General features: G+C 69.0%; 18 protein-coding genes and 1 pseudogene. 8 read left to right on the forward strand and 11 right to left on the reverse strand.

Features of this window, described 5'->3' with window-relative positions:
- The 3 genes from A8G15_RS02740 to A8G15_RS02750 all read left to right on the forward strand — a co-directional run.
- Positions 1–1773: VanW family protein (locus A8G15_RS02740; RefSeq protein WP_068155138.1), on the forward strand; the 1773-nt coding region annotated here is incomplete at its 5' end.
- 76 nt (positions 1774–1849) lie between these two features.
- Positions 1850–3280: an aldehyde dehydrogenase family protein gene (locus tag A8G15_RS02745; RefSeq protein WP_068155140.1), complete on the forward strand. Its 1431-nt coding sequence runs from the start codon at positions 1850–1852 to the stop codon at positions 3278–3280.
- A 58-nt stretch (positions 3281–3338) separates the two neighbouring features.
- The gene (locus A8G15_RS02750; RefSeq protein ID WP_068155143.1) at positions 3339–4454 is read left to right on the forward strand and encodes an NDMA-dependent alcohol dehydrogenase; all 1116 of its coding nucleotides are present in this window, start codon (positions 3339–3341) and stop codon (positions 4452–4454) included.
- A 90-nt stretch (positions 4455–4544) separates the two neighbouring features.
- Here the strand turns inward: A8G15_RS02750 and A8G15_RS02755 are convergent, their stop codons facing one another.
- The 3 genes from A8G15_RS02755 to A8G15_RS02765 form a co-directional block, all read right to left on the reverse strand.
- Complete coding sequence (locus tag A8G15_RS02755) at positions 4545–6380, reverse strand: acyl-CoA dehydrogenase (RefSeq protein ID WP_068155145.1); 1836 nt, start codon at positions 6378–6380, stop codon at positions 4545–4547.
- Between the two features lie 97 nt (positions 6381–6477).
- Positions 6478–7086 (reverse strand): class I SAM-dependent methyltransferase, encoded by a 609-nt coding sequence (locus A8G15_RS02760; RefSeq protein ID WP_068155148.1) that lies wholly within the window; start codon positions 7084–7086, stop codon positions 6478–6480.
- Between the two features lie 17 nt (positions 7087–7103).
- Positions 7104–8192: a glycoside hydrolase family 183 protein gene (locus A8G15_RS02765; RefSeq protein WP_068155149.1), complete on the reverse strand. Its 1089-nt coding sequence runs from the start codon at positions 8190–8192 to the stop codon at positions 7104–7106.
- 230 nt (positions 8193–8422) lie between these two features.
- On the opposite strand from A8G15_RS02765, the gene A8G15_RS02770 reads away from it, so the two are divergent.
- Positions 8423–9445, forward strand: a complete 1023-nt coding sequence (locus A8G15_RS02770; RefSeq protein WP_068155152.1) for a beta-ketoacyl-ACP synthase III — start codon at positions 8423–8425, stop codon at positions 9443–9445.
- A gap of 141 nt (positions 9446–9586) precedes the next feature.
- Positions 9587–10276: pseudogene (locus A8G15_RS02775) on the forward strand (HNH endonuclease family protein); the annotation flags it as partial.
- Between the two features lie 129 nt (positions 10277–10405).
- Here the strand turns inward: A8G15_RS02775 and A8G15_RS02780 are convergent.
- On the reverse strand, positions 10406–12529 hold the full coding sequence (locus A8G15_RS02780) for a thiamine pyrophosphate-dependent enzyme (RefSeq protein WP_068155153.1): 2124 nt from the start codon (positions 12527–12529) through the stop codon (positions 10406–10408).
- Positions 12530–12609: 80 nt separating this feature from the next.
- Positions 12610–13956 (reverse strand): cytochrome P450, encoded by a 1347-nt coding sequence (locus A8G15_RS02785; protein ID WP_068155155.1) that lies wholly within the window; start codon positions 13954–13956, stop codon positions 12610–12612.
- 65 nt (positions 13957–14021) lie between these two features.
- On the opposite strand from A8G15_RS02785, the gene A8G15_RS02790 reads away from it, so the two are divergent.
- Positions 14022–14663: a TetR/AcrR family transcriptional regulator gene (locus tag A8G15_RS02790; RefSeq protein ID WP_068155156.1), complete on the forward strand. Its 642-nt coding sequence runs from the start codon at positions 14022–14024 to the stop codon at positions 14661–14663.
- Between the two features lie 3 nt (positions 14664–14666).
- Here the strand turns inward: A8G15_RS02790 and A8G15_RS02795 are convergent, their stop codons facing one another.
- Positions 14667–15443 carry a VOC family protein gene (locus A8G15_RS02795; protein WP_068155158.1) on the reverse strand — a complete coding sequence of 259 codons (777 nt, stop codon included), beginning with the start codon at positions 15441–15443 and terminating at the stop codon, positions 14667–14669.
- 148 nt (positions 15444–15591) lie between these two features.
- On the opposite strand from A8G15_RS02795, the gene A8G15_RS02800 reads away from it, so the two are divergent.
- Positions 15592–16527: an alpha/beta fold hydrolase gene (locus A8G15_RS02800; protein ID WP_211270104.1), complete on the forward strand. Its 936-nt coding sequence runs from the start codon at positions 15592–15594 to the stop codon at positions 16525–16527.
- A gap of 17 nt (positions 16528–16544) precedes the next feature.
- On the opposite strand, the gene aroD is transcribed toward A8G15_RS02800, so the two are convergent.
- The 4 genes from aroD to A8G15_RS02820 all read right to left on the reverse strand — a co-directional run bounded on the left by aroD (position 16545) and on the right by A8G15_RS02820 (position 18805).
- Positions 16545–17330, reverse strand: a complete 786-nt coding sequence (gene aroD / locus A8G15_RS02805) for a type I 3-dehydroquinate dehydratase (RefSeq protein ID WP_068155161.1) — start codon at positions 17328–17330, stop codon at positions 16545–16547.
- 77 nt (positions 17331–17407) lie between these two features.
- The gene (locus A8G15_RS02810) at positions 17408–17944 is read right to left on the reverse strand and encodes an SRPBCC domain-containing protein (RefSeq protein ID WP_068155162.1); all 537 of its coding nucleotides are present in this window, start codon (positions 17942–17944) and stop codon (positions 17408–17410) included.
- A 214-nt stretch (positions 17945–18158) separates the two neighbouring features.
- The gene (locus A8G15_RS02815; protein ID WP_156665232.1) at positions 18159–18404 is read right to left on the reverse strand and encodes a hypothetical protein; all 246 of its coding nucleotides are present in this window, start codon (positions 18402–18404) and stop codon (positions 18159–18161) included.
- 77 nt (positions 18405–18481) lie between these two features.
- A complete protein-coding gene (locus A8G15_RS02820) occupies positions 18482–18805 on the reverse strand; it encodes a hypothetical protein (RefSeq protein ID WP_068155166.1) in 324 nt (107 codons plus the stop codon).
- 119 nt (positions 18806–18924) lie between these two features.
- Here A8G15_RS02820 and A8G15_RS02825 point away from each other — a divergent pair, with 119 nt between their 5' ends.
- Positions 18925–20532, forward strand: a complete 1608-nt coding sequence (locus tag A8G15_RS02825; protein WP_068155168.1) for a hypothetical protein — start codon at positions 18925–18927, stop codon at positions 20530–20532.
- On the opposite strand, the gene A8G15_RS02830 is transcribed toward A8G15_RS02825, so the two are convergent.
- The gene (locus A8G15_RS02830) at positions 20522–21817 is read right to left on the reverse strand and encodes a PucR family transcriptional regulator (protein ID WP_068155169.1); all 1296 of its coding nucleotides are present in this window, start codon (positions 21815–21817) and stop codon (positions 20522–20524) included. The two genes, A8G15_RS02825 and A8G15_RS02830, sit on opposite strands and share 11 nt — an antisense overlap.
- Positions 21818–21828 lie beyond the last annotated feature (11 nt).

The following is a 21828-nucleotide window of genomic DNA, read 5'->3' on the forward strand; positions in this document are numbered from 1 at the left end:
GGGGTCACCGTCGCCGGAATCGAGATCGGTGGCAAGTCGGTCGACGAAGCCGAGTCGCAACTGCGTGCCGAGCTCGGTGATCGCCTGGACAGTCCTGTCGAGGTGACCGCCGGCGATACCACCGCCGAGGTCGTTCCGTCGCAGGCCGGACTCGACGTCGACTGGGAACACACCCTCGACCGCATCGGATCCCAGCCGCTCAACCCGTTCACGCGCGTGGCGTCGTTCTTCGGCAGCGACGAGATCGGTGTCGTCTCGGTCCGCGACGACGCGGCACTGGCGACCGCGCTCGAGGGCGTGCGGGCGAGCGCCGAGCGCGCGCCGCGCGAAGGCACCGTCGTCTTCGAGGGTGCGACGCCCGTCGCGGTGTCCCCGCAGCCCGGCCAGGACCTGGACCCGCAGGTCGCGGCCGACGTGTTCACCGAGCGCTGGGCGTTCGGCGATGTCGACCTGCCCGTGGACACCATCGAGGTGACCGTCACCCCGGACGCGGTCGACCGCGCACTGCGCGAAATCGCGGTTCCCGCGGTGGAATCGGATGTGAAGGTCGAGGGTCACGACGACACCGTCGCGACGCTGCCCCGCGACCGGATCGGCACGATCCTGTCGTTCGTGCCGGACGGACGGGGCGGGCTGAACCCCGAATACCACTCGGAGGTCGTCGTCGACTTCCTCCGTCCGCAACTCGCGGAGACCGAGGTGGAACCGAAGGATGCGCGCGTCGTCATCGAAGGTTCCGCGCCGACGGTCGTGCCCGCCGTCGAGGGCGAACTCGTCGACTGGGTCAAGACCCTCGAGACATTGCCGCAGCTGCTGGCCACCTCCGGGGACCGCACCGTCCCCGCGGTGTACGCACCTGCCGAGCCCGCTCTCACCACCGAGGCCGCCGAGAAACTCGGCATCCGTGAGGTCATCGGGGAATTCAGCACCGGTGGCTTCTCGTACGCGTCGGGTGTGAACATCCGGCTCGCCGCCTCCGAGATCGACGGTGCGCTCGTGAAGCCCGGAGACACGTTCTCGCTCAACGGCTACACCGGTCCGCGCGGGTCCGCCGAGGGCTACGTCCAATCCGGCATCATCGAAGCCGGGCGTCCCGGAACGGCGGTCGGCGGCGGTATCAGTCAGCTCGCGACGACCCTCTACAACGCGACCTACTTCGCGGGCATGGAGGACGTCGCACACACCGAGCACAGCTACTACATCTCGCGTTACCCGGAGGCCCGCGAGGCCACCGTCTTCGAGGGCGCGATCGACCTGCAGTTCCGCAATCCGTTCGACACCGGTGTGCTCATCGAGACCATCGGCACGGACTCGGACATCACCGTCCGCATCTGGGGAACGAAGACGGTCGACGTGCAGTCGGTGACCGGTGACCGCACCTCGTTCACTTCCCCGAACAAGATCACCCTTCCTGCCGGCGACGCCTGCATACCGTCGAGCGGCGGGCAGGGTTTCACCGTCAGCAACACTCGGATCATCACGAACGCCTCGACAGGAGAGCAGATTTCGCGATCGACCCGCACCGTGAAGTACGACCCGGTGCCGATCGTCGAGTGCGTCGAACCCGAGCCCGAGCCGGGCGAGGGCGATGACCGCAACCCGGACAGCACCGACGAATCGGGCACGGCACCGTCGACGAGCGCTCGGCCGCAGCCTGCCCCGACGGCGGCCGGTGCGACGACGACCCAGGCTCCGGTCTCCGAACCGGCCACTGCCGAACCGGCCGCGCCCGCCGCACCGGGCGTTCCCGAAGCGTCGGGGGAGGACGAGTAGCTACGGAACCGCGTGCCGGTCTCGGTGAGCGGGATGTCGGCTGGGTCACTGTGACGTCGTTCATAGCATCGCCGCTGTGAACACAGTGACCAGCACCGCCACCGATCTGCGCGATCTGCTCGACAACCAGCAGCGGGAATTCCGTTCGCAGCGGACGAGTTCCGCGCAGCAGCGCCGCGAACGGATCGAGTCGGTGATCGAGATGCTCGTGGCCCGCCGGGACGAGATCGTCGACGCCATCGACGCGGACTTCGGCGGCCGCCACCCGGGATACTCGATCGTCAACGACATCCTCGGATCCCTGACCGCACTGAAGTATGCGCGCGATCACGTGGAGACGTGGATGCAGCCCGAGCAGCGCGCGGTGTTCGCCCCCTACGACCAGCTCGGCGCCACCGCCGAGGTGCGCTACCAGCCGAAGGGTTCGGTCGCGATCATCGGCACGTGGAACGCGCCGGTGTACACGCTCCTGAGCCCGCTCGCCGGTGTGCTCGCGGCGGGAAACCGGGCCGTGCTCAAGCCGTCCGAGGTCGTGCCGCGCACCGCGGAGGTACTCGCGGCGGCGGTGGCGGAGTTCCTCGACCCCCGTGACATCGCCGCCGTGACCGGCGGGCCGGACGTCGCGCAGGCCCTGACGTCCCTGCCGTTCGACCACATCGTGTTCACCGGAAGCGCAGCCGCGGGGCGATCGGTGATGGCGAACGCTGCCCGCAACCTGGTGCCGGTCACCCTCGAACTCGGGGGCAAGTCCCCGGTGATCGTCGGCCGATCCGCCGACCCGGGCACCGCGGCGTTCCGCATCGCGGTGGGCAAGGCCACCAACAGCGGTCAGATCTGCGTCAGTCCCGACACCGTGTACGTCCCGGCGGAACACCTCGAATCGTTCGTCACCGCCCTCGGGGAAAACTACGGCGAACTTCTTCCCACCATCGCCGGAAACGCCGACGTCACAGCGGTTGTCGCCGATCGGCATGCGGCGCGGATCGACGGGTACGTCCGGGAGGCCGAGCAGCTCGGCGTCCGCGTCGAGGCCGCACCCGCCGAGCCGGTCAGCACCACGGAGCGGCGGCGCCCGCTCCGCCTGGTGGTCGACCCGCCGGAGTCGGCCGCGATCTCACAGGAGGAGATCTTCGGGCCCGCCGTCGTGATCCGCACCTACGACGACCTCGGGAGCGTTCTCGACCGGATCAATGCCGGGCCGAAACCTCTGGCGCTCTACTACTTCGGGCACGACGACGAGGAGCAGCGCACGGTCGTCGGGGGTACGACGTCCGGCGGTGTCACGATCAACGACGTCATGATGCACCCCGGCATGCTCGACGCGCCGTTCGGCGGTGTCGGGGAGTCGGGGATGGGCCACTACAACGGGCGCGAGGGGTTCCTCGAATTCAGCCACGCGCGCACCGTGTTCGTGGCTCCGGATCAGGACCCCCGTCGCGAGTGGGGCATGCTCCCGCCGTATTACGAGGGCTACCGCGACGCGATGTCGGCTCAGGTGAGCCGTTGATCGCGGTCCCGGCCGACCGTCACACCCGAACCACCACACAACCATTCGGAGCAACCCTGTGAAGACACGTGGCGCGATCATCCGCCGGGCACCCGGTACCTACGAGATCGCCGAACTCGACCTCGACGAACCGCGCCGCGGTGAACTGACCGTCCGGATGGTGGCGGCGGGTCTGTGCCATTCCGACGACCACATCGCCGTCGGTGACCACGCGGTGGGCACCTACCCGATCTGCGGCGGCCACGAGGGTGCCGGCGTCGTCGTGCAGGTCGGACCCGAGACACACGGCTGGAGCGAGGGCGACCACGTCGTGTTCTCGTTCCTGGCCGCGTGCGGCCGGTGCCGATGGTGCGCGAAGGGGCTGCAGAACCTGTGCGACCGCGGAGCGGCCATCATGACCGGCAGCCGTCCCGACGACCCGTCGAGCTTCCGCATGAGCCTGGACGGGGTGCCCGTCGCGCAGACCTGCGGGTTGTCGACGTTCAGCGAATACACGACCGTCAGTGTCGATTCGGCGGTGAAGGTCGACAAGGATCTGCCGCTCGACACACTGTGTCTGCTCGGCTGCGGGGTCGGGACCGGCTGGGGAGCGGCGGTGAACTCCGCCGAGGTGTACCCCGGCCAGACCATCATCGTCCAGGGCATCGGCGGGATCGGGATCAACGCCGTCCAGGGTGCCGCTCACGCCGGTGCGGCCCGGATCATCGCTGTCGATCCGGTCCCGTTCAAGCGGGACAGTGCGCTGCGGTTCGGTGCCACCCACGCGGTCGCGGACATGGCGGAGGCCACCGAGATCGCGCGGTCTCACACCAACGGGCAGGGCGCCGACGCCGCGATCGTCACCGTTGGCGTCACGACCGGTGAGCACATCGCACAGGCGTTCTCGGCCATCCGCAAGGCCGGAACCTGCGTGGTCACCGGACTCGGCAAGATGACGGATGTCGGAATCCCGATCAGCCCGATGGAACTGGTGCTCTACCAGAAGCGGCTTCAGGGTTCGCTTTTCGGGGCGTCCACGCCGACCGCCGACATCCCGTGGATGATCGACCTGTACACGTCCGGGAAGCTGAAACTCGACGAGCTGATCACCTCCACCTACAAGCTCGACGACATCGCCCAGGGCTTCGCCGACATGCACGAGGGCAGGAACCTGCGCGGGGTCGTCGTCTTCTGACCCTGAACGGCAGTGGCCCCCACCGGAATCCGGTGGGGGCCACTGCCGTGTCGACCCTGTCCGGGGCTCACGTACGCCCGGGAGGATGGATCAGAACGCCGCTTCGTCGAGCTCCATGATGTCGGTGTCGACGTTGGCGATGATGCCGCGCGAGGCGGTCAGCTCGGGCAGGACGTTCTTGGCGAAGAACGACGCGATCGCGACCTTGCCCTCGTAGAACGGCACGTCCTTGGCGTCCGCACCGGCGTCGAGCGCGGCGAGCGCGGTCTCGGCGTGCTGCAGCAGCAGCCAGCCGATGAGCAGGTCGCCGAATGCGAGGAGGTAGCGCACCGAGCCGAGGCCGACCTTGTAGAGCTCCTTCGGCTGCTCCTGGGCGCCCATGAGGAAACCGGTCAGGGTCGCGGTCATGGCCTGGACATCCTCGAGGGCGGTGTTCAGCAGAGCCCGTTCGGACTTGAGGCGCTCGTCGGCCGAATCGGAATCGAGGAACTGCTTGACCTGTCCGGCGACGTGCGCCAGGGCGACACCCCGGTCACGGGCGATCTTGCGGAAGAAGAAGTCCTGCGCCTGGATGGCGGTGGTGCCCTCGTACAGCGAGTCGATCTTCGAGTCGCGGATGTACTGCTCGATCGGGTAGTCCTGCAGGAAGCCGGAGCCGCCGAGGGTCTGCAGCGAATCGGTCAGGTACTGGTAGGCACGCTCCGAGCCGCAACCCTTGACGATCGGGAGCAGCAGATCGTTGATACGGTGCGCGAGATCGGCGTCGGCGCCGGAGACCTGCTCGGCGACGGCGACATCCTGGTGTGCGGCGGTGTACAGGTACACGGCGCGCAGGCCCTCCGAGTAGGCCTTCTGCATCGCGAGTGCGCGGCGGACGTCGGGGTGGTGGGTGATGGTCACGCGCGGCGCGGTCTTGTCGGCCATCTGCGTGATGTCGGAGCCCTGCACGCGCTCCTTGGCGTAGTCGAGAGCGTTGAGGTAGCCGGTGGAGAGCGTGGAGATGGCCTTGGTGCCGACCATCATGCGGGCGTGCTCGATGACGTCGAACATCTGCGCGATGCCGTTGTGGACCTCACCGACGAGCCAGCCCTTGGCCGGGACGCCGTGGCCGCCGAAGGTGACCTCGCAGGTGGCGGATGCCTTCAGGCCCATCTTGTGCTCGACGTTGGTGACGAACACACCGTTGCGCTCGCCGAGTTCGTTCTTCTCGAAGTCGAAGTGGAACTTCGGGACGAAGAACAGCGACAGGCCCTTGGTGCCCGGCTTGCCGCCCTCGGGGCGGGCCAGGACCAGGTGGAAGATGTTCTCGAACAGGTCGTCGGAGTCGGCGGAGGTGATGAACCGCTTGACGCCCTCGATGTGCCAGGAGCCGTCGTCCTGCTGTACCGCCTTGGTGCGGCCGGCGCCGACGTCGGAGCCCGCGTCGGGCTCGGTCAGGACCATCGTGGAGCCCCAGCCGCGCTCGACGCAGGTGGCGGCCCACTGCTTCTGCTCGTCGGTGCCGTTCTCGAAGAGAACACCGGCGAACGCGGGGCCCGCGGCGTACATGAACGCGGCCGGCTGTGCGCCGAGCATCATCTCGTTCGCGGCCCACAGCAGCGAGCGAGGGGCGTCGGTGCCGCCGATCTCCTCGGGGATGCCCATGGACCAGTAGCCGGCGTCCCACCACGCGCGGAACGCCTTCTTGAATCCTTCGGGGAGCGAGACCGAGTGGGTCTCGGGGTCGAACACAGGGGGATTGCGGTCGGTGTCGGCGAAGGCTTCGGCGGCCGGACCCTCGGCGAGAGCCTTGACCTCGGCGAGGATGCCGCGGGCGGTGTCCTCGTCGAGATCGCCGAACTTGCCGGCCTCGAGGAGCTTCTGGATCTTCAGGACCTCGAAGAGGTTGAACTCGAGGTCGCGGAGGTTGCTCTTGTAATGGCCCATTCTGTGTCTCCCAGTGCGGTGCGGTCGAGCTGAGGTGTCAAGTACCGCCCAAGCCTTATTACTCGTCGGTAACATCTCTATGTTACTCGTCGGGCAACTAACTGCCAAGAGCGGATTTCCTTGCGACGACAAGGGCGTCGACGGCCGTTCCCGTATCTGTTTCCCGGGCCCGCCTTTCGGCGACGAGAATTTCCAGCCTGCCGTCGATCTCGTTCACGACATCCGTTGGGGTGTACAGGATTTCGGGGTCCTGCGGACCGCCGGTCCCGAGTGTGGGATTGGTCGAATCGTGGCCCAGAAATATGAGGATTCCGTCAGGTTTCAGTGAATTGATCGCATTCTCCACCAGGCTTGCCCGCTGCCGGGCGACGAGGTGAAGGAATGCGGCGAGAATCAGATCATATTCACCGTCGAATGCGTCTTTCGTCACATCCGCGTGCAGATAGCGCAGCCGATCACGGCTGCGCTTGGGTGCCTGGGTGGCGATCCGCCGGGCCTTCTCGATCGCCACGCCCGAGAAGTCGACCCCGTCGACCTCCCATCCGCGAGTGGCGAGCCACAGCGAGTGCCTGCCCTCGCCGCACGCCAGATCCAGCGCTCGCCCGTGCGGCAGCGCCGCGGTGAACTCGACGACGACGGGGTTCGGCGGCGAACCCCACACCATGTCCGCCGCCGTGTACCGCTCGTCCCAATCCCGTGCCTCCATGCGGGCACGGTAACGCGTCAGGGGTGCAGGGTCGTGTGCATCAGCAACACGTTGTAGTTCTGATGCACGGTGGTCAGGAAGTACAGATCCGGGCCGGACGACCACGGGTGGATGTACGCGCCGTACGCGCTCGGGAGCTCACGGGTGTCGACGATGACCTCCGGCGGGCTCCACGGTCCCGTCACCGACGAGGCGCGGCGCATGACCACCGAGTTGTGCGCGTCGGTGGTGAGCATCAGGAACTGACCGAGATAGTCGTTCCACTGCACGGACAGCTCGGCGACACCCTCGCCCATGAGCGGGCGCGCGGCGTTCACGTCGCGCACCCACGCTCCGCCGTCCCAGTACTCGTAGGCGCCGAGATCGCGGATCTGCGCTTCCGGGACCCGCGCCAGGTGCACCAGGCCACCGCGGCCGGGGGGTGTGCCGTACTGGTAGACGAAGCCGCCGCTCTTCAGGAACGCGCTCATCTGGAAGTTGCGGTTGCCGCCTTCGCTGGGACGCGTCGTCTCCGGGGCCGCCACCCAGTTCTCGCCGTTGTCGTTCGAGAAGATCAACCCGGAGTAGTTCGTCTCCCAGGTTCCGGCCGGGCCCCAGTTCTTCACCGACATGGCACTCAGGTACTGGGTGTCGCCGACCGCGACACCCGCCGTGGGAATCCGGCTGATCTCGACGAACGGGATCTTCGGGCTCGGTACCAGCTCCTTGGCCTGGCCGAAGACGTCCGTCGCGGCACTGCTGAAGTCCATACCGTTGGAGAGGTCGCGGTCGTTGCTGCGGAACAGCACGTTGCTGCGCCAGGCCCACAGGCTGCCGGAGAGCAGGTTGGGCAGGCCGAGGCCCGCGGTGTCGCCGAATGCCGTGAGGATCTCGCCGCGGCCGTTGTCCCACATGATCCCGAGGTCGGTGCCCAGGACGTTGAGGTTCTGCGTCCGGTTCTCGCTGAGGATGCCGGTCTGCTGCGCGACCGCCCGGGCACGGCCGCCGAGCTGCGGCACGCCGTTCACGCCGTTCAGGCCCGGGATCGGGTTGATCGCATTGGGATTGGCGGACGCCAGCGCCGGTACCAACGGCAGCGTCAGCGCGGTGACCGTCGCGGCCGCCACACAGTATCGGACCGACCTTCGCAGACTTCCCCCGAAAAGATCCACAGCGCCGGACGCTAGCAGGTGCCGTGCCCCGATTGCGTGGCATTTCCGGATCTTGTCGATCTTGTGATCGCGACGTGTGGGCCTACCACAAGGGACGGTGACCCCGGGCACAATTCTGACACGCGTTACCGTATTGAGGTTGTCGTGCACTGACACGCAGTGCCCGGAGAAGAGGAGTTCGCCTGATGGGTGCCCAGATTGCCGGTCCCGCCCCGTTACGGAACACCGCACTGCTCGGGCTGGGCGTGCACCGTCCCGAGCGTGTCGTCACCAACGCGGAGATCTGCGAACTGATCGACTCGAGCGACGAGTGGATCCAGTCGCGTTCCGGCATCAAGTCGCGGCGTTTCGCCGCGGCGCACCCGGAGGAATCCGTCACCGAGATGGCGATCTCCGCAGGTGCCAAGGCCCTCGAGGCCGCCCGCATGTCGGGGGCGCAGATCGACACCGTCATCGTGGCGTGCTCGACCTACCCGATGCAGACCCCCCAGTGCGCGGCGCTCGTCGCCGACCGTCTCGGCACCGGTGGTGCCGGCGCGCTCGACATCGCCGCCGGATGCGCGGGATTCTGTTACGCCCTCGGCGTCGCCTCCGACCTGGTCCGCGCCGGCACCGCCGAGCACGTCCTCGTCATCGGTGTCGAGCGCATGAGCGACGCCACCGAGCCCACCGACCGCACCGTGCGGTTCATCTTCGGTGACGGCGCCGGAGCCGTCGTCGTCGGACCGTCCGACGAGGTCGGCATCGGGCCGACCGTGTGGGGATCGGACGGCGCGCAGGGCAATGCGATCCGCCAGGAGCCTGACTGGGTCGACTTCGCCCAGAACCCCGACCAGAAGCGTCCGTGGATCATCATGGAGGGCACCGCGGTGTTCCGCTGGGCCGCGTTCGAGATGAGCAAGTTCGCCCGGCAGATCGCCGACAAGGCCGGGGTCGCGCTCACCGACCTCGACGCGTTCGTGCCGCACCAGGCGAACCTGCGCATCAACGATGTCATCGTCAAGCAGCTCGAACTGCCCGACACCGTCGCCGTCGCCGACGACATCATCGAGACCGGCAACACCTCCGCCGCCTCGATCCCGCTCGCGATGGAGAAGATGCTGCGCACCGGTCAGGTGAAGGAGGGCGACACCGCTCTGCTGCTCGCGTTCGGTGCCGGCCTGTCCTACGCGGGTCAGGTCGTGAAGATGCCGCGTCTGGCCCGATAGGTGATACGGGCCGACAGGCCGTCGCTGCGGCGATGGCTGTGGATCGTCGGCCTCGCGGTCCTGATCGTCGTCGCATTCGTCGCGTTCACCCCCGGTGGGCGCGACGAATCCGACGCGCTCACGGCCGAGGGGCTCACCTCGGTGCCACGCTCGTGGACACCGACAGCCACGGGACCTGCCCCGTCGGGCGGCCGGCCCACCACCGGCTCGACGCCGACATGGCGGCCGTCCGCGACCCCGTCCGGGGCCGTACCGGGGACCGCCGCCTCGCCGGCGCTGGCGACGCTCGCGACCCTTCCGGTCAAGGGCCGCGCGCCGAAGACCGGCTACGACCGGGCCCTGTTCGGCAGCGCCTGGACCGACGACGTGACCGTCGCTCTGGGCCGCAACGGCTGCGACACCCGCAACGACATCCTCAAGCGCGACCTGATCGACATCTCGCTGGTTCCCGCGACCCGCGACTGCACGGTCCGCACGGGCACGCTGCACGACCCGTACACCGGACGGACGATCTTCTTCCAGCGCGGCGTCGACACGTCGTCGACGGTGCAGATCGATCACATCGTCGCGTTGTCGGACGCGTGGCAGAAGGGTGCACAGCAGCTCGACGAGCAGTCCCGCCGCGATCTCGCGAACGACCCGCGGAACCTGCAGGCCGTCGACGGCCCGACCAACCAGGGCAAGCGGGATTCGGATGCCGCGACGTGGCTGCCGCCGAACCAGGCGTACCGGTGCACCTACGTCTCGCGGCAGGTCGAGGTGAAGGCCGCGTACGGCTTGTGGGTCACCCAGGAGGAACACGACGCGATGGCGAAGGTGCTGGCCGCCTGCTGACCCCGCGCGGGCGCCACCGCACACCCGAGCCGAGATCTGCGCGCAGGTTCGGAATCCGTCCCGGTCGCAGGACGAGCGGATTCCGAATCGTGCGGTGGATCGGTCCGCGCAGCCGGGACGAGCACGTCATTCCGACAGTGCACCGGCGATGTCGTCCTCGGACAGCAGCACCGTGGACGCTGCCGGGCCGAGCGGCACGAAACTGTCGCGGCCGGCGATCCGCTGGATCTCACCGGTGTAGCCGGCGTCGGTCAAGACTGCGATCACACCCTCGGACACTCCGCCGCTGCGGCGGGTCTCGTCGACGATCAGCACCCGCGGAAACCGCACGGCGTGCTCGGCGAGCGCGACCGCCGGCAGCGGGGCGATCCACTGCAGGTCCAGAACGGTGACGTCGAGCCCGCGCGCGGCGGCCCGCTGCGCGGCTCGCAGGCTCATACGGACCCCGTTGCCGAACGTCACCAGCAGCACGTCGGTTCCGTCGCCGTACGTCCGCACCTCGCCGGGCAGCACCGCGGCCGGGTCGGGGACCTGCGCCCACAGGCCGTCACCGTCGTCGTAGAGGTCCCGCTGGTGGTACAGCGCGATCGGTTCGACGAACACGCACACCCGACCGGTGGAGCGGGCCAGCTCGACGCACGTGCGCAGCAGGGCTCCGGCGTGGGCCGGCCGGCTCGGCACCGCGACGGTCAGTCCCGGGATGTCGCGCAGGACGGCGAGGGAGTTGTCGTTGTGGAAGTGCCCGCCGAAACCACGCTGATAGGCCAGGCCCGCGATGCGCAGCACCATCGGATTGCGGTAACTGCCGTCGGAGAAGAACTTCAGGGTCGCGGCCTCCCCGCGCACCTGGTCCTCCGCGTTGTGCAGATACGCGAGGTACTGGATCTCCGGGATCGGCAGCAGCCCGGCCACCGCGAAACCGAGAGCGGTCCCGAGGATCGTCTGCTCGTCGAGCAGGGTGTCGAACACGCGCAACGGGCCGAAGCGGCGTGCCAGGCCGCGGGTCACGCCGTAGACGCCGCCCTTGACAGCGACGTCCTCCCCGAACACACACGCTTGCGGTACCTGCTCGAGGATGTTGCCCAGTGTGCGGCCGACGGCCTGCGCCAGGGTGAGCGGGTCCGGCGGCACCGGGGACGGATCGTCCGGGATCTGCGGATGGCCGTGGGTGTGGAGCGGTCGCAGGACTTCCGCGACCGACGTCATCCTCGGTGGGGCGCCGAGGTCGGCGACCGCATCGCCGGCGGCGCGACGGGCCCGCTCGTATCGTTCGAGAACCTCTGCGGGGGAGAGGGTCACCCGATCGACGAGTTCGCGTGCGGTGCCGAGCAGCGGATCCCGCGCGTAGTCCCCGACGATTTCCGCGGGGGTCCGGTAGGCCGACTCGGCATCCGATCCGGCGTGGCCGAGGAACCGGACCGTGTCCAGGTGCATGATCGCCGGTGCGCGGGAGGTGCGCACGGACACCAGCATCTCCGATGCGGCGGTGAGTGCGTCGACGGGGTCGGATCCGTCCACTTTCCGGTAGCCGACGCCCGGATACGACGCGAGCGTCCGCTCGACCCACCCTGCCGGACTGCGCACACTGATACCGAATCCGTTGTCCTCCACGAGGAACAGGATCGGTAGCGGCAAGCCGCGATGGGTGAGGTACGCGGCGGCGTTGAGCGCGCCGGTCGCGGTGGAATGATTCGCCGCCGCGTCCCCGAAACTGCACAGCACCACCGAGTCCGCCGGCCACGGACGGTCCAGGCCCAGGCGCGTGGTCCATGTCAGGGCCAGGGCGAGTCCCACCGCACGCGGCAGGTGTGAGGCGATCGTCGAGGTCTGCGGCAGAATGTTCAGGGCCGCGTTCCCGAACACCTTGTGGCGGCCACCGGAGATCGGGTCCAGCGTCGACGCGGCGCAACCGGCCAGCACGTCCCGGATCGGGGTGCTGCCGGGTACCAGTGACGCTCGGGCGGCATAGAACCCGCCCGAGCGGTAGTGCAACAGCGCCGGATCCGTGACGCGCGCGGCCAGGCCGAGCGCCGCGTTCGCTTCGTGCCCGGCCGACCCGATCGTGTAGAAACCCTCGCCGCTCCGCTGCAGGTCGCGGGCCGCGAAGTCCAGATGGCGCGACTGCACCTGGGCCTCGAAGTACCGCAGCAGCACCTCGTCACCGACCCGGCCGTCCCGGCGGTGCCGGTCCGTGGGCACCATCGACCGCACGGTCGCGGTGAAATGGTCGTCGAGCGGTTCGGCCGGCATCCTTCCGTCGTACGCTCTCCCGGCGTCCCGCGGACCGTTTTCCGGTTACCCGGGGCCGGGTGGCGGGCCCGCCGGGGTGATCACCTCCGGCGCAGATCGATCGGCTGCCCGTCCGACGGGAACGGCAGCGACGTGAAGTTCATCGGTGCGACGTAGTCGGCGGGCACGTGCCAGCGGTAGCCGAGCAGCAGATGGTGCAGGACCGTCTTGACCTCCGCGCTCGAGAAGTACATGCCGAGGCAGCGGTGCGCGCCGCCTCCGAAGGGTGACCACGCGTACTTGTGGACGCGGTCCTCGCGTCGTTCCGGGGAGAACCGCTCCGGGTCGAATCGTTCCGGATCGGGCCACAACTCGGGCATGTGGTGGGTGTAGTGCAGGCCGACGCTGATGAGCGTGCCGCGGGGAATGTAGTGGCCGAGGATCTCGGTGTCCGCGACCGCGCGCCGTACGATTCCCGGGACCGGGGTGACCAGGCGCTGGCATTCCTTGATGACCAGGTCCAGGCTCGTGAGCTGCTCGAGCTGATCCAGCGTGGGGGAGGCGGTGCCGAGTGCTTCCGATTCGTCCCGGCACGCGTGCTGCCACTGCGGGAACTGCCCGAGATACTGTACGGCCGTCGACAGGGTGATGGTCGAGGTGTCGTGGGCGGCCATCATCAGGAAGATCATGTGGTCGACCACGTCGTCGTCGGTGAAGCGGTGCCCGTCGTCGGACTCGACGTGGCACAGGGCCGTGAACAGGTCGTCGCCGACGCCGGCGCGGCGTGCGGGCAGATAGCGGCGGAAGAAGTCCTCGAGGCGGCGGCGCCCGACGACGCCGCGTCGCCAGCGGGTGCCGGGCAGCGGGTAGCGCACGATCGCGGTCGCGGCCTGTACGCACCCGATGAACGCCTTGTTGACCTCGGCCATCTCCGTGTGTGACGACCCCTCGGCGCCACCCATGAAGATCGACGTCGCGAGGCCGAGAGTGAGTTCCTTCAGAGCCGGGTAGGCACGGAAATCGGTTTGCGGAGACCAGGATTCGAGACCTCGTTCGACAGCCGGATGCAGCGAGTCGGTGTATCGGGCCAATCGGTCGCGGGTGAACGCCTGCTGCAGGATGCGTCGGTGCGCGGTGTGCTCGTCACCGTCGAGGAGCATGAGGCCGCGGTCGAAGAACGGACCGATGAGCACCCGCCAGCCCGGTCCGTTGGCGAGCGCCCGGTCGCGGTTCTGCAGGGCGGCGCCGCACGCATCGGGGCCGAGCAGCACCACCCACGGTTTCCCGGCGAACCGGTACCAGGAGACGGGACCGTATTCGCGGTAGCGCCGGTCGTACGCGCCGACGGGGTCGCGCATGTAGTTCAGCGCGTAGCCGACGTACGGCAGTCCGCCGTCGCCGGGAACGGCGGTGAGTCCGGCAGGAGGATCGGCAAGCACCTTCGTCACGGGGATCTCCCTCGCGGAGACGGATCTGACAGGACGACATGTCACTTCACTGTAGCGTGGGCCACATGCCCGGATCCGGAGAATCGACGACGAGCCGACCCACCCGCCGGTATCGCGGTCGCAGCGCGGCCGAACGTGCTGCCGATCGCCGCGAACAGCTGCTGGAGGCCGGCCTGACCGTCTTCGGCGGTGAGGCGGAGTCACGCATCACGATGACCGCCGTCTGCCAGGAGGCCGGGCTCACCGAACGCTATTTCTACGAGAGCTTCACCGGCCGTGACGAACTGCTCGTGTGCCTCGTCGAGCGGATCGCCGACGAGATCCGCGACCGCGCCCTGGCCGCTCTCGCCGAGACCGAGCACAGTCCCGAGGAACGGGCCAGGGCCGCGATCGCGGCGTTCGTGGCCGTGCTCACCGACGATCCGCGCAAAGGCCGCATCGCCGTCGTCGAATCCGCCGCGACGGAACCGCTGCGCACCCGGCGCCGGGGATTGTTGCGACAGTTCGCGCACCTCGTCGCGCGGGAATCGCGGGAGTTGTGGGGCGCGAGCGCGCTCGAGCCCCCGCACGACGAGGTGTCCGCGCTGCTGTTCGTCGGTGGCGTCGCCGAGGTGATGACAGCGTGGTTGCGCGGCGAGGTCGACGTGACCCCCGAGCAGATCGTGGACGCCGCGACCCGCCACTACCTGGTCACGGCGCACCGCTGACGGTTACCGGGGAGGGGCCTGGTTGATCAGCAGTCGCGCGCCGAGCGGATCGGTGATGGTGGCCATGCGACCGAACGGGGTGTCCTCGGCCGCGCGTTCGACGGTGCCGCCGAGCTTCGTCACCAGGGTCGATGCCGCGTCGGCGTCCTCGACGCCGATGTAGACCTGCCAGAACGACGGCACCCCCTCGGGGAGGAAGACCGAGGCGTCCATGATTCCGGCGATGTCCTCGCCGCCGATCTTGCCGGTCGAGTAGCGGAAGTCGCCGGAGTCGCTCATCGGCTGACAGTCCCACCCGAACACTTCCCGGTAGAACGCGAGGGAACCGGCGTAGTTCTGCGACATCGTCTCGAACCAGACAGGTGCCCCCGGTTCGCTGTCGAACCCGAATCCGTGGTGCTGATCGGCCTGCCACACGCCGATCACGGCGCCGGCCGGGTCGGCGAGGATCGCCATGGTGCCCTGATCGCCCACCTTCATCGCGGGCATCATGACCTGCCCGCCGGCGGAGGCGGCCTTCTGCGCGGTGGCGTCGGCATCCTCGGAATCGAGGTAGACCGTCCACACGTCGCCGTAGGGGTTTCCGGGCTGCTGCGGGCCGAGACCGGCGATGGGTGCGCCGCGGTGGCTGAAGATCGTGTAGCCGCCGTACTGCGGATCTTCGTTCGTGTCGGCCTGCCAGCCGAAGAGGTCGCGGTAGAACTCGATTGCCTTCTTCGGATCGGAACTGGTGAGGTCGATCCAACCCGGCGTGCCGGTGCGAGAGTTGTGCTCGGGCATGAGGTTCTCCTGTATCCGGGGACAGAGTCGTGCACGGTGATTCGAAGCGCAGGAACGACGCTACGCGCGGGGTCCGACAGGTCCGGGTGAAGCGCAGATCACAGCCGGGCATGGAGTTGAGCGGCGATCACATGCCATGCTGACGCGCATGGTAGACGTCGCACGTCCGAAACTGGAGGGGACCGTCGCGGTGGGGCGGGGGCGCCGGATCGGTTTCGCCGAGTTCGGATCCGCGCAGGGCCGCGCGGTGTTCTGGCTGCACGGCACACCCGGTGCGCGCCGGCAGATCCCCGTCGAGGCGCGGGCCTTCGCCGAACACATGAACGTCCGGCTGATCGGCATCGACCGGCCCGGCATCGGCTCGTCCACCCCGCACCGTTACGAGAACGTCCTCGCGTTCACCGACGACCTGCGGACCGTGGCCGACACTCTCGGGGTGGACCGGATGGCGGTCGTCGGTCTGTCGGGTGGCGGGCCGTACACCCTGGCCGCGGCGTACGCGATGCCGGACCGGGTCGTCGCCGCGGGCGTGCTCGGCGGGGTCGCGCCCGTCGTCGGCCCGGACGCCATCGACGGCGGCCTGATGAGACTCGGCACGTTCGTGGCGCCGCTGCTCGAGGTCGGTGGGGTGCCTGCGGGAGTCGTGCTGAGTTCGTTGATCCGGATGGTCCGCCCGCTCGGATCGCCGATCATCGATCTGTACGGCCGGGTGTCACCGGAAGCCGACCGCCGGCTGCTGGCCCGCCCCGAGTTCAAGGCGATGTTCCTCGACGACCTGCTCAACGGCAGCCGCAAGCAGATGGCCGCGCCGTTCGCGGACGTCGTCGTCTTCGCCCGCGACTGGGGTTTCCGCGTGTCCGACGTCAGGACCCCGGTGCGCTGGTGGCACGGCGACACCGACCACATCATCCCGTTCGAGCACGGCCTGCACATGGTCGAGCGGTTGCCCGACGCCCGGTTCCACCACCTGCCGGGCGAGAGCCACCTCGGTGGCCTGGGCGTCTCCGAAGAGATCCTGCAGTCCATGCTCGACATCTGGGACGGCGCCACCACCCCGGGTGGTGGGAACCAATATTCGGTGTGACCGTGTGAAGGTTCCCGTCACCCGGCGGTGAGGGCGCGGTCGATGACGGTGAGGGCGGCTTTGAGGTCGGTGGCGTCGACCTGTCCCGGTGCCGACGCCGTGCCGACCATCCCGAACGTCGCGGCCGAACCGAACACCTGACCGGCCAGCCGGGACACGACGCCGAGCCCGCCCATCGCCATCGTGACGATCGGCCGGTCGGCGAGTTCCTCGTGCATCGTGCGGGTTGCCTCGAGCAGGGTCAGCACGTCGGCGGTGCCGTGCGGCATCACCGCGATCTTGCAGATGTCGGCGCCCAGGTCCTGCATCTCGACCAACCGCGCGACGATCTCGTCCTTGGCGGGGGTGCCGCCGAAATCGTGGTTGGACGCCACCACCGCGACCTTCCGTGCGTGCGCGGCCGCGAGGATCCGCTCCACACAGGCGTGGTCGCGGCGGTATTCGACGTCGACGAGGTCGACGGCCCCGGATTCGGCGACCGCGACGTTCAGGTCGGCGTACGACTCGTCCGAGAGGTCGGCTTCGCCGCCCTCGTGCCGGGTGCGGCACGTGGCGAGCAGGGGGATGCCGGCGAGCTGCCCGGCCAGGTCCCGCGCCTGGGCGGCGACGCTCGCCGTGTCGGCGAGGGTGTCGTAGAAGTCCGTGCGCCATTCGACGATGTCGACGTCGACGCCGGTCAGCGCCTCGACCTGGGTGCGCAGGTCGTCCGGGGTGCGCCCGGTGATCGGCACGACGATCTTGGGCGCGCCCTCACCGATCGTGACGTTCTTGACGTGGACCGGTGTGATCGCCCTGTCACCCATTGCTGACTCCTGTGCGGTTGCGTCGTCGACTCCGGCACTATTCGATCACGTGCGTGGTCGCGGCCCCCACCGCAGGATCACCCGTCGCCGCCGAGCCGTTCGCTGTAGGCCTCGTACAGTTCGGTCCAGCCGTGGTCGAGGGCATCGCGCCCGACGATCGGCCCGGCCGAGCGGTGCTCCATCATCTCCTGCGCGACGTCGAGGCACATGTGCCAGCCCGCGGCGAGCCGCGCCGCGCTGTTCGGCCCGGTGACGGTGTGCTGGAGCGTCAGAGTGCATCCACCCCCGGGCCGGGGCGTGATCTCCCAGCGCAGCCAGTCCTCGTCCCATCGGTGTTCGAGCACGTGGGGGGTGCCCGCGGCGACGACGGTCCCGTCGAGTTCGGTCGCGTCGTCGCCGTCGACGACGATCAGCGTGGCCGGCCCGATCGTGCCCAGGTGCCGTTCGGGCCGGTACGGCGCCCACTGCACGACCTGGGCGGGATCGGTCAGCGCGATCCACACCGTGTCCGGGGCCTGCGGGAAGTCGCGGGTGAACACGAGGGTCCACTGGTCGCCCGCATCGATCACCTCGGCGGACTGAAGGGGGCTCGGCCGGTAGTCGCGAATCGCCATCGGACGGTGCTCCTCGTCGCCGGAAAACGTTGTCGGTGAAGAAAACCGCGTGTCCGAATTCTACCCGTCCGGCAAGGTCGCCCGGGTGAACTCGCTGCGGCGATCGATGTATTCGCAGTACCCGTGCCGCGGATGCGCTGGCCGCGCGACCGCCCGTCGAAGCGGATTCCGCCCACGTGGCCGGCGCCCGGTCCGTAGGCCCAGCCGCCGTCGGTCAGGAGCTGATGGACGAACACACCCGCACGTCCGTTCCGGCGACGGTCATCGTCAGGTGCCCACCGAACGACGCCGCGCCCGGCCGCAGGTCGCAGGCCCGGCGGACCGACAGCGGTGTGAAACCGGATGCGGTGGTCGCCGCGGTCGTGGACACGAGGACCGCGTCGCCGCTGCGGTCCGGGTGCGGCAGGCCGCCGATCATCACCCCGTGATGCGCCCACCGGCCCCTGCGTACGGTCGGCATCGGCCCGGCGTACCGAGACGCTGTCCGCTCCGGCCGACCGCCGCGATCGGGCGGGGCCGGTGCCTCGGACAGGTCCTTCACTCGAACCACGAGCGCACCGGCGGTTTCACCCACATGATCTTCTCGTCGAGGTGGGCGCGTCCGGCGGCCGGATGATCCGGATGGGCACGCGCCCACCGGGTCTTCTCGTCGAGCAGCTCGGCGACGCTGTTCCACGTCTCCATGGTGCGCGGCGGGTGCGCGCCGGCTTCCCGCGCCAGCCGGCGGCGGTAGTCGTCGGTCATCGCGAGCAGTTCGGCGCCGGTGATGCCGCGGTCCCACGCGAAACGTGCGAGGACGACCGCCTTCTCCCGGCGGTTCTTCGCGGCCTGGTCGGTGTGCGCGAAATCGGGAGTGTCCAACTCTCCTCCTGCGTGCGGTTCTTCTGCTGGGCCCCGGTTTCCATCTTCCGTCATCGTTGACAACTCCGGGCCGACGGCTCACGCTCGAGGGAGCCACCTCCGGTCCGAAAGGACGAGCGATGCCGGCCCAGACGCGTGACATACCGCAGGGAACCCCGAAAGATGTTGCAGCGCAGGCAAAAAAGGAACCGAGGTCGCCCGACTTCGATCCGGCCCTCGGCATCGCGGTCGAATCCGAGGCGCGTGGCACACCGCCGCACCGCATCGTGGCGCTCGGTGATTCGCTGCTGCAGGGCTTCCAGAGCGGCGCGGTGTTCAACACCGACCTCTCGGTTCCGGCGATCATCGCCCACGAACTCGGAATGCTGCGCACGTTCCGTTTTCCCCGCTACGGGGGACCGGGCGGCCTGCCGTTGAACATCGAACTGATGCTGCGCCGCCTCGACGACCGGTTCGGGCCGTCGCTGCAACCGTGGGAGGTGCCGCTCGCCCTGTTCGCGGTGCGTTCGTTCATGGACGAGGTCGAGGACTACTGGGAACGCGGCCCCGGCGCGACCGCGCCGGTCGTCGCGGCCTACCAGCACAACCTGTCCTGCTTCGGCTGGGACCTGCGCGACGCGCTGAGCCGCACCGCCGACATCTGCGCGGACGCGATCGAGACGCCCGGCGACGATTTCCTGAACCAGGTCGTGCAGAACAACGGCGACCGGGCGGCATTGCGCGTGTACCCGCACTGGGCGCCGCCACAGCAGGCGATGACCCTGTTCGACGCCGCGGTCGCGCTCGGCGACGATCACGACGGCACCACCGAGAGCGGCATCGAAACCCTCGTGGTCTTCCTCGGTTCCAACAATGCGCTCGGCACCGTCACCGAACTGCGGGTGCAGTGGAGCGAATCGGACTTCCGTGATCCCGCGAAGAAGGGTGCGTACACGATCTGGCGGCCCGAGCACTTCGATGCGGAGTTCGCCGAGGTGGTCGCGCAGGTCGAACGCATCTCCGCCCGTCACGTCATCTGGTGCACCATCCCGCACGTCACGATCGCGCCGATCGCGCGGGGCCTGGGCACGAAGATCGAGCACGGGTCGCGGTACTTCCCGTACTACACGCGGCCGTGGATCGACGAACGTCGTTTCGACGCGACCCGCGACCCCAACATCACCGGCGCGCAGGCCGCCGTCGTCGACGCGGCGATCGATCTCTACAACACGACGATCACGCGGGCAGTCGCCGACGCCCGCGCGGGAACGTCCGGCCCGGTGCGCGATTGGTATCTGCTCGACGTGTGCGGTCTGCTCGAACGGCTCGCGTCGCGCCGGTACATCGACGACGTGCAGGCACGTCCCGCCTGGTGGACGCCCTACCCGTTGCCCGCGGCGCTGGCCGCACTCGATCCGGTGCCGGATTCACGGTTTCTCACCGCGGACGGTCGCGGGGGCCGTGCCACCGGCGGATTCTTCTCCCTCGACGGGGTGCATCCGACGACGGTGGGCTACGGGATCCTCGCGCAGGAGATCATCACGATCATGGAGCGGGCCGGTGTCGGGTTCCGGCACCCGAGCGGCGAGCTGCGAACCGGGCCGATCACCGTCGACTGGGAACGGCTGATCCGCCGCGACACCCTGATCCGGACACCGCCGCAGAACATCGATTCGGCCTTGTCGATCCTGGGGTGGGCCGACCAGGTCACCGACCTGGCTCCCCGTGCCCTGGGAATCAGGATGTGACGGCAGGTCCGGGGTGATGTCGGGTCCGCGGTGTCAGGACGCTGTGCCCGTACCACCGGCAGATCTCGAGGGCCGCGGAGAGGGTGAAGGGGTCGAGGTCCTCGAGGTCACGTCCGAGTTCCTCGGCGGCCTGCTGGATCCGGTACCGGATCGTGTTGCGGTGCAGATTCATCCGGGACGCGGTGGTCGCCGGGCTGCGGTTGCAGGACAGATGGACCCGCAGCGTTTCGCGCAGTTCGGCGGTGCGGTCGGTGTTCTCGGCGAGCGGACCGAGTGTGCCGGCGACGAAACTGCGCATTTCCGTGAGATCACCGGTGAGCATCGCGACGGGCGCGATCTCCGCGTATGTCACCAGGTCCGGCGCCTCCGGAACGGCGGTGGCCGCCAGCGTCTTGACCGCCGCCGCCTGCCGATGCCCGGACCGGAAGCCCTCGATGCCGGTATCGGGCAGCCCGACCGCGGCCCGGAGCGGCACGTCGGTCGCACCGATCGCGGACCGCAGGCGCTCGATCACTTCGTCCACGTTGCCCTGCACCGCGATCCACACGTTCATCGCGCACGGCTCGGTGTGTGCCGTGAGCGTCGGCGCCGCCGGAGCCACCTCGGTGAGCAGGCGTTCCACCGCCGTGGCCACATCGGGGGAGTCCGGCCGCTCCGGCTCCGGCATCCACAGGGCCAGTCCGAGGTGCATGCCGTCGAGCGGATAGTCGAGAGCGGCGCCGGCCTGTGCGGCGTCGGAGACCGCACCGGTGAGGATCTGGGTGATCCAGTACTGGGTGAGCCCGCTGCGGCTGGTGATCCACCGTTCCCGTTCGTCCTCGTAGGCGATGGTGACGCCTTCGCAGATGCGATCGATGAACGCGGCGATCTGGTTGATCACGACCCGGAGGGCGGCCCGGTTGTCGCCGGGGGCGTCCTCGGCGGCATCCAGGCACATGCTGGTGAATCGCGCCTGGCCGATCCGGTAGGCGCGCAGGAGATGGGCGAGCGAGGCACCCCGGCCGGCCAGTTCCCGGGCGAACGCGAGCGCCGCGGCCGGGGGCTCGACCGTCGACACATCGGCGCCCTCACGCAACGCCGTCACCAGCACCGTGGTGTTCTCGGCGATGCTCCCGAGAAGCAACGTGCGGTCCCGTTCGGTACGGGCGATCTCGGGGATCTCCGCGCCCGTGACCACCGTGAGTTCGTCGATGAACTTCTCGCGCCGGGCCGTCACGGCGTCCGCGATGCGCCGGGCCGCGTCCTGCTCGCCCAGATCGGTCCAGTCGACGAAAACCGACGCCATCCGGCGGCCTC

The sequence above is a fragment of the Rhodococcus phenolicus genome (genome assembly GCF_001646785.1).
Taxonomy (GTDB): Bacteria; Actinomycetota; Actinomycetes; order Mycobacteriales; family Mycobacteriaceae; genus Rhodococcus; species Rhodococcus phenolicus.